General features: G+C 70.0%; 5 protein-coding genes. 2 read left to right on the plus strand and 3 right to left on the minus strand.

What is annotated here, in order from left to right; all coding sequences use genetic code 11:
- Nucleotides 1-85 precede the first annotated feature (85 nt).
- Nucleotides 86-1,582 carry an LVIVD repeat-containing protein gene (locus ACFXPK_RS03185; RefSeq protein WP_384996278.1) on the minus strand — a complete coding sequence of 499 codons (1,497 nt, stop codon included), beginning with the start codon at nucleotides 1,580-1,582 and terminating at the stop codon, nucleotides 86-88.
- Between the two features lie 177 nt (nucleotides 1,583-1,759).
- Here ACFXPK_RS03185 and ACFXPK_RS03190 point away from each other — a divergent pair, with 177 nt between their 5' ends.
- Entirely contained in the window at nucleotides 1,760-2,419 is a 660-nt protein-coding gene (locus ACFXPK_RS03190; protein ID WP_385071038.1) for a DUF305 domain-containing protein, read from the plus strand.
- A gap of 33 nt (nucleotides 2,420-2,452) precedes the next feature.
- On the opposite strand, the gene ACFXPK_RS03195 is transcribed toward ACFXPK_RS03190, so the two are convergent.
- Together ACFXPK_RS03195 and ACFXPK_RS03200 are read right to left on the minus strand one after the other, a co-directional pair.
- On the minus strand, nucleotides 2,453-3,316 hold the full coding sequence (locus ACFXPK_RS03195) for a DUF6214 family protein (RefSeq protein ID WP_385071041.1): 864 nt from the start codon (nucleotides 3,314-3,316) through the stop codon (nucleotides 2,453-2,455).
- A 137-nt stretch (nucleotides 3,317-3,453) separates the two neighbouring features.
- The gene (locus tag ACFXPK_RS03200) at nucleotides 3,454-3,810 is read right to left on the minus strand and encodes an ArsR/SmtB family transcription factor (protein WP_384996271.1); all 357 of its coding nucleotides are present in this window, start codon (nucleotides 3,808-3,810) and stop codon (nucleotides 3,454-3,456) included.
- A 150-nt stretch (nucleotides 3,811-3,960) separates the two neighbouring features.
- On the opposite strand from ACFXPK_RS03200, the gene ACFXPK_RS03205 reads away from it, so the two are divergent.
- Nucleotides 3,961-5,040 carry an NADH:flavin oxidoreductase/NADH oxidase gene (locus tag ACFXPK_RS03205; protein WP_385071044.1) on the plus strand — a complete coding sequence of 360 codons (1,080 nt, stop codon included), beginning with the start codon at nucleotides 3,961-3,963 and terminating at the stop codon, nucleotides 5,038-5,040.
- Nucleotides 5,041-5,115: the final 75 nt, after the last annotated feature.

Raw genomic sequence — 5,115 nt, forward strand, 5'->3', positions numbered from 1 at the left:
CTCCCCCCCCACCACCGCGGGGGGGGGGGGGGGGGGCCGCGGGGGCGGCCCCCCCCCCCGCCCCAACATCTCAGGGCGTGGTCCTTCAGTGGCCGGAGCCGCTGAAGTAGTCGGGCTGCGTCTGGACGTTCAGCTCGTCCATCCGCACCTTCTTCGCCGGGTCGGTGAGACGGTCGTCGAGCTTCAGCACGTCGAAGCCCTTGACCATGTCGTTCGAGTAGATGTGGCCGTTGTAGTAGTACGCGGACCACGTGCCGCCGCCCACCAGCGTCTCGGCCGAGATCGGACCGCGCTCGAAGTACGCGATCTCCTTCGGCTTCGAGGAGTTGGTGAAGTCCCAGACGGAGACGCCGCCCTGGTACCAGGACTGGACCATGATGTCGCGGCCCTTGACCGGGATCAGCGAGCCGTTGTGGGCGACGCAGTTCTCGGTGTCGGCCTGGTGCCGGGGGATCTTGTAGTAGCTGCGGAAGACCAGCTTGCGCTTGTCGCCCTTGCCGACGATGTCGTAGATGCCGTCGGCGCCCCGGTTCGGACCGATCGCCGCGTTGCAGGTGGCGGCGCCACCGCCGCCCAGCTCATCGGTGAAGATGACCTTGTCGGCCTTCTGGTTGAACGTCGCCGAGTGCCAGAACGCAAAGTTCACGTTGTCCTGGACCTGGTCGATCACCTTGGGACGTTCCGGGTTCTTGATGTCCATCAGGATGCCGTCGCCCATGCAGGCACCGGCCGCCAGGTCCTTGGAGGGCAGGACGGTGATGTCGTGGCAGCCGGTGGTCGCCGAGACACCCGGGTTGGTGGGCGCGCCGGGGTTGCCGCCCTCGGGGAACAGCACCTCGAACTTGAGGAGTTCGGCCTTCTGCGGGGCCTTGCGCGGCACCTTGATGATGGAGATGCCGTCGTGCGGCGGCTGGCAGTCCGGGAAGGACGCGCTGGGCGAGTACGAGGAGACGTAGACGTAGACGTCCTTCTTCTTCGGCACCAGCGTGTGCGTGTGCGAGCCGCACGCCGTCTCGACGGCGGCCACGTACTTGGGGTTCCGCTTGTCGCTGATGTCGAAGATCTTCATGCCCTCCCAGGACTCCTTGATCGTCGCGGACTGCGCGACGCTGTTGCAGGAGTTGTCGCTGCGGGAGGAGTCGGTGGAGAGGAAGAGCAGGTTGCCGGAGACCGAGATGTCGTTCTGCGATCCGGGGCAGAGAACCTGCGCGACGGTCTTGGGGGACTTCGGGTTGCTGATGTCGAAGATCCGGAAGCCGTCGTAGTTCCCCGAGAAGGCGTACTTGCCCTGGAAGGCCAGATCCGAGTTGGTCCCCGTGATCAGGTCCTTCGGCACATTGGCCAGGTGGGTGATGTTGGAGCTGTGGACGACTTCGTCCACGCCGGGTATGTCACCCTGCGCGATGGCCTCCTTCACCTCGGCGGCCTGGCTCTTGGAGACCTTCTCCTTGGCCGGGGCGTCACCGGGGTCGGGGGTGGCGACCGCCGGTCCGGCGGTCAGCAGCGTCGCGAAGAGCCCGGCCGCGGCTGCCGCCACGCCCAGACGTCTGCGCCGCACGCGGGTGGTGTGCAACGAGGTCACTACGTCCTCCCTTGTATCCGTCCAGAGTTGAACGGGTCTCGGACCTCGGCAGTATCGTCCCTCCCATGTACATATCAACAGATGGCAACAGAGACGTAATGAAAGTTTTTGATCACTCACATGCGGAAGCGTGTTAGGAACGTGTTCAGTCCTGCCCATGTGTAGTAGGAGGTCACTGTGTTGATCCGCCACCGGAACCCCCGGGTCCGCCGGTCCACCGTCGCGGCGGCGGCGGCCCTCGCCGTACTGGCCCTGGGAGCCTGCGACTCGGGGGACGACAAGGCCGCGGAGACCAAGGCGGAACAGGGCCCCGGCGTGGTGGCGCCCGGAAAACCGGGCGAACCGGCCAGGACGCTCTCCCCGGAGGAGGCGAAGAAGGCCGCGCCCGACGACACCCCCAACTCGGCTGATTTCACCTACGCGCAGATGATGATCGTCCACCATTCCCAGGCGCTGGACATGACCGCACTCGTCCCGGAGAGGGCCGATTCGACCCAGGTGAAACGGCTCGCCGCGCGGATATCCGCGGCGCAGAAGCCGGAGATCGACGTCATGGAAGCGTGGCTGAAAAACAATGGCGGGGCAAAGAATCAGCACAGCCACGACCACGGCACGATGCCCGGCATGGCGACCGAGGCACAGCTCACGCAGTTGCGCGCGGCGAAGGGCAAGGCGTTCGACGAGCTGTTCCTGAAGCTGATGATCACTCACCATCAGGGCGCGGTCACGATGGCGACCGAGGCGGTCTCCGAGGGCAACAACATCCTGGTCGGGGAGATGGCCAACGACGTCATCTCGCAGCAGACCGTGGAGATGAACCGGATGCGCTCGATGTGAGCCCGGACGACGCCCGGCCGACCGGGCGTGAGGTCAGCGGCGGTGGTGCCGGGGGCTGAGATGACCGTCGTCGCGGGCCCCGGCGATCAGCCTGAGCGCCTTGCGCCGGCTGAACCCGGTGGCGGACATGACGGCGAGCACGGGGTCCTGGCCGGCGCTCTGGGCCGCGCGGTAGATCTCGGCGACCCCGCGCCGGGCGGCGACACCGCGCGGGACGGAGGTACGGGCACGGTGGCGGCCCGATTCCACCGGCGCGCGGTCCCCGCCGGCGGGCGCGTCGAGGGCCGTGGCGGGGGCTGTCGCCGCCGGACCGGGCGGAGGTACGGGGTCCGGTCCGACCTCCGGCACAGGGTCCGGTGCGGCCTCCGGTACGACCTCCGGCTCGGGACGGCTCACCCACGCCGCGGAAGCCTCGGGCACCTCAGACACCTCGGGCACCTCGGGCACCTCGGGGCAGGGGCCGGCCGCCTCCGTACGGGGCTCCGACGGCGGCTCCCCCGGCTCCCCCGGCGCCGGCTCACCCCTGGCGGGCAGCGCCTCGCACGGGACCGCTCCGGCGGGCTGCGGTACGGGAGGCCGGTGCGGCCCCGCGACCACCTGGCAGGCGTTCTGGAGCGGCGCCTCGATCGCGTCGGCCAGCGCCGCGAAACCGTCCAGCGCCAGCGGCGGATCGGCCTGGGCGTCCTCGATGGCGATCCGGCCGTCCCGTACCACCGCGAGGACGTCGATCCGGGCCCCGTCCTGGAACGTCAGGCGGACATCGACCCACGGCGGCAGGATCTCGTGCCGCTCGGCGCCGTCGCGGGGATCCCCCACGGCGGTCACCGTGCCGTGCCCCTGCACCTCCCACACGGGCCACGGGCGGGCGTCACGGTCGTGGGGCTCCTGGGCGGACATCACTCTATGTTCCGACACATTCACAACTTAATCAGGCAATCCGCCCCTATGGTTTTGGCGCGCACGCGCCGGTCCGTACGGCACCCTGTCGGCTCATAGCACCGGCGTCGACCCGCGGCACCGGCACCGGCACCGGCTCACGCCACCGGTGCGCCGAGCCGGGCCTCCTGCGCGGCGGCGGCGTCCAGGACGCCACCCAGCAGCCCGGGGAAGAGCGCGTCCAGCTCCTCCCGGCGCAGCCCGTTCATCTTGGCCGTCCCCCGGTAGACCTGCCGGACCACCCCGTTCTCGCGCAGCACCCGGAAGTGATGGGTGGTGGTCGACTTGGTGACCGGGAGGTCGAAGTCCGAGCAGGACAGCTCACCGTCGGCGGCGGCCATCTCGCGGACGATCCGCAGCCGCAGGGGATCGGCGAGCGCGTGGAGCACGCCCTCCAGGCGGATCTCCGTACAGGGCGGATGGGCGAGTTCACGGGTGCTGGTCGCGACGGTCACGGCGGCTCCACTCGTTTCGGGACGTACCTCCATGGTACGAGACCCTTCGTAGTTTGACATTCACCGTACTACGGTGGGTACCGTACGAAGCATGGGCCGGCCCACCCCTTCCGTTCCGGCCCCTCCCCGATGTGGTGAATGGAGCCTGCCGTGAGCGCACTGTTCGAGCCGTACACCCTACGGTCCCTGACCGTCCCGAACCGTATCTGGATGGCGCCCATGTGCCAGTACAGCGCGGAGGAGACGGGCCCCGAGGCCGGGGTGCCCGGTGACTGGCACTTCGCCCATCTCGCGGCGCGCGCCGTCGGCGGTACGGGGCTGATCCTGACCGAGGCCACGGCCGTCAGCCCCGAGGGCCGTATCAGCCCGGCCGACCTGGGGATCTGGAACGACACCCAGGTGGCGGCCTTCCGCCGGATCACCCGCTTCCTCTCCGAGCAGGGCACCGTCAGCGGCATCCAGCTCGCCCACGCCGGCCGCAAGGCGTCCACGGACCGCCCCTGGAAGGGCGGCGGTCCGGTAGGCGCCGAGGCCGGCGGCTGGGAGCCGCTGGCGCCCAGCGCGGTGCCCTTCGCGGAAGGCCATCTCCTCCCCGCCGAGCTGACGGTGGAGCAGATCGAGGGGATCGTCGGCCAGTTCGCGGCGGCGGCCCGGCGCTCCCTGGAGGCCGGGTTCGAGGTCGTCGAGGTGCACGGCGCGCACGGCTACCTGATCGGCGAGTTCCTCTCGCCGCACAGCAACCGGCGTACGGACTCCTACGGAGGCTCCTTCGAGAACCGCGCCCGCTTCGCCCTTCAGGTCGTGGACGCCGTCCGCGCCGAGTGGCCCGACGAGCTGCCCGTCTTCTTCCGGATCTCCGCCACCGACTGGCTCGACGAGGGCGGCTGGACCGTGGACGACACGGTGCGCCTCGCGGACGAGCTGCTGGCGCACGGCGTGGACCTCCTCGACGTGTCCAGCGGCGGCAACGCCGCCGGTGCCCGCATTCCGGTCACCCCCGGCTACCAGGTGCCGTTCGCGGCGCGGGTCAAGGCGGAGACCCGGCTGCCCGTCGCGGCCGTCGGCCTGATCACCGAGCCCGAGCAGGCCGAGAAGATCCTCTCCAACGGCGAGGCCGACGCCGTACTGCTCGGCAGGGAGCTGCTGCGCGACCCGTCCTGGGCCCGCCGCGCCGCCGGTGAGCTGGGCGGTACGGTCCACACCCCGCCGCAGTACCACCGCGCCGTCTGAGAGCGCCGGTGGCCGGGCCGGGACGGTCACTTACCGGGTACGTGCGAACGCGCACCCCGTGCACCAGTAGAGTGA

This window comes from Streptomyces sp. NPDC059142, assembly GCF_042755665.1.
Lineage (GTDB): Bacteria > Actinomycetota > Actinomycetes > Streptomycetales > Streptomycetaceae > Streptomyces.

Excerpts from the sequence above, each read along its gene's own strand:
- ACFXPK_RS03195 (WP_385071041.1), bottom strand. The coding sequence starts at position 3,316 with ATGTCCGCCCAGGAGCCCCACGACCGTGACGCCCGCCCGTGGCCCGTG.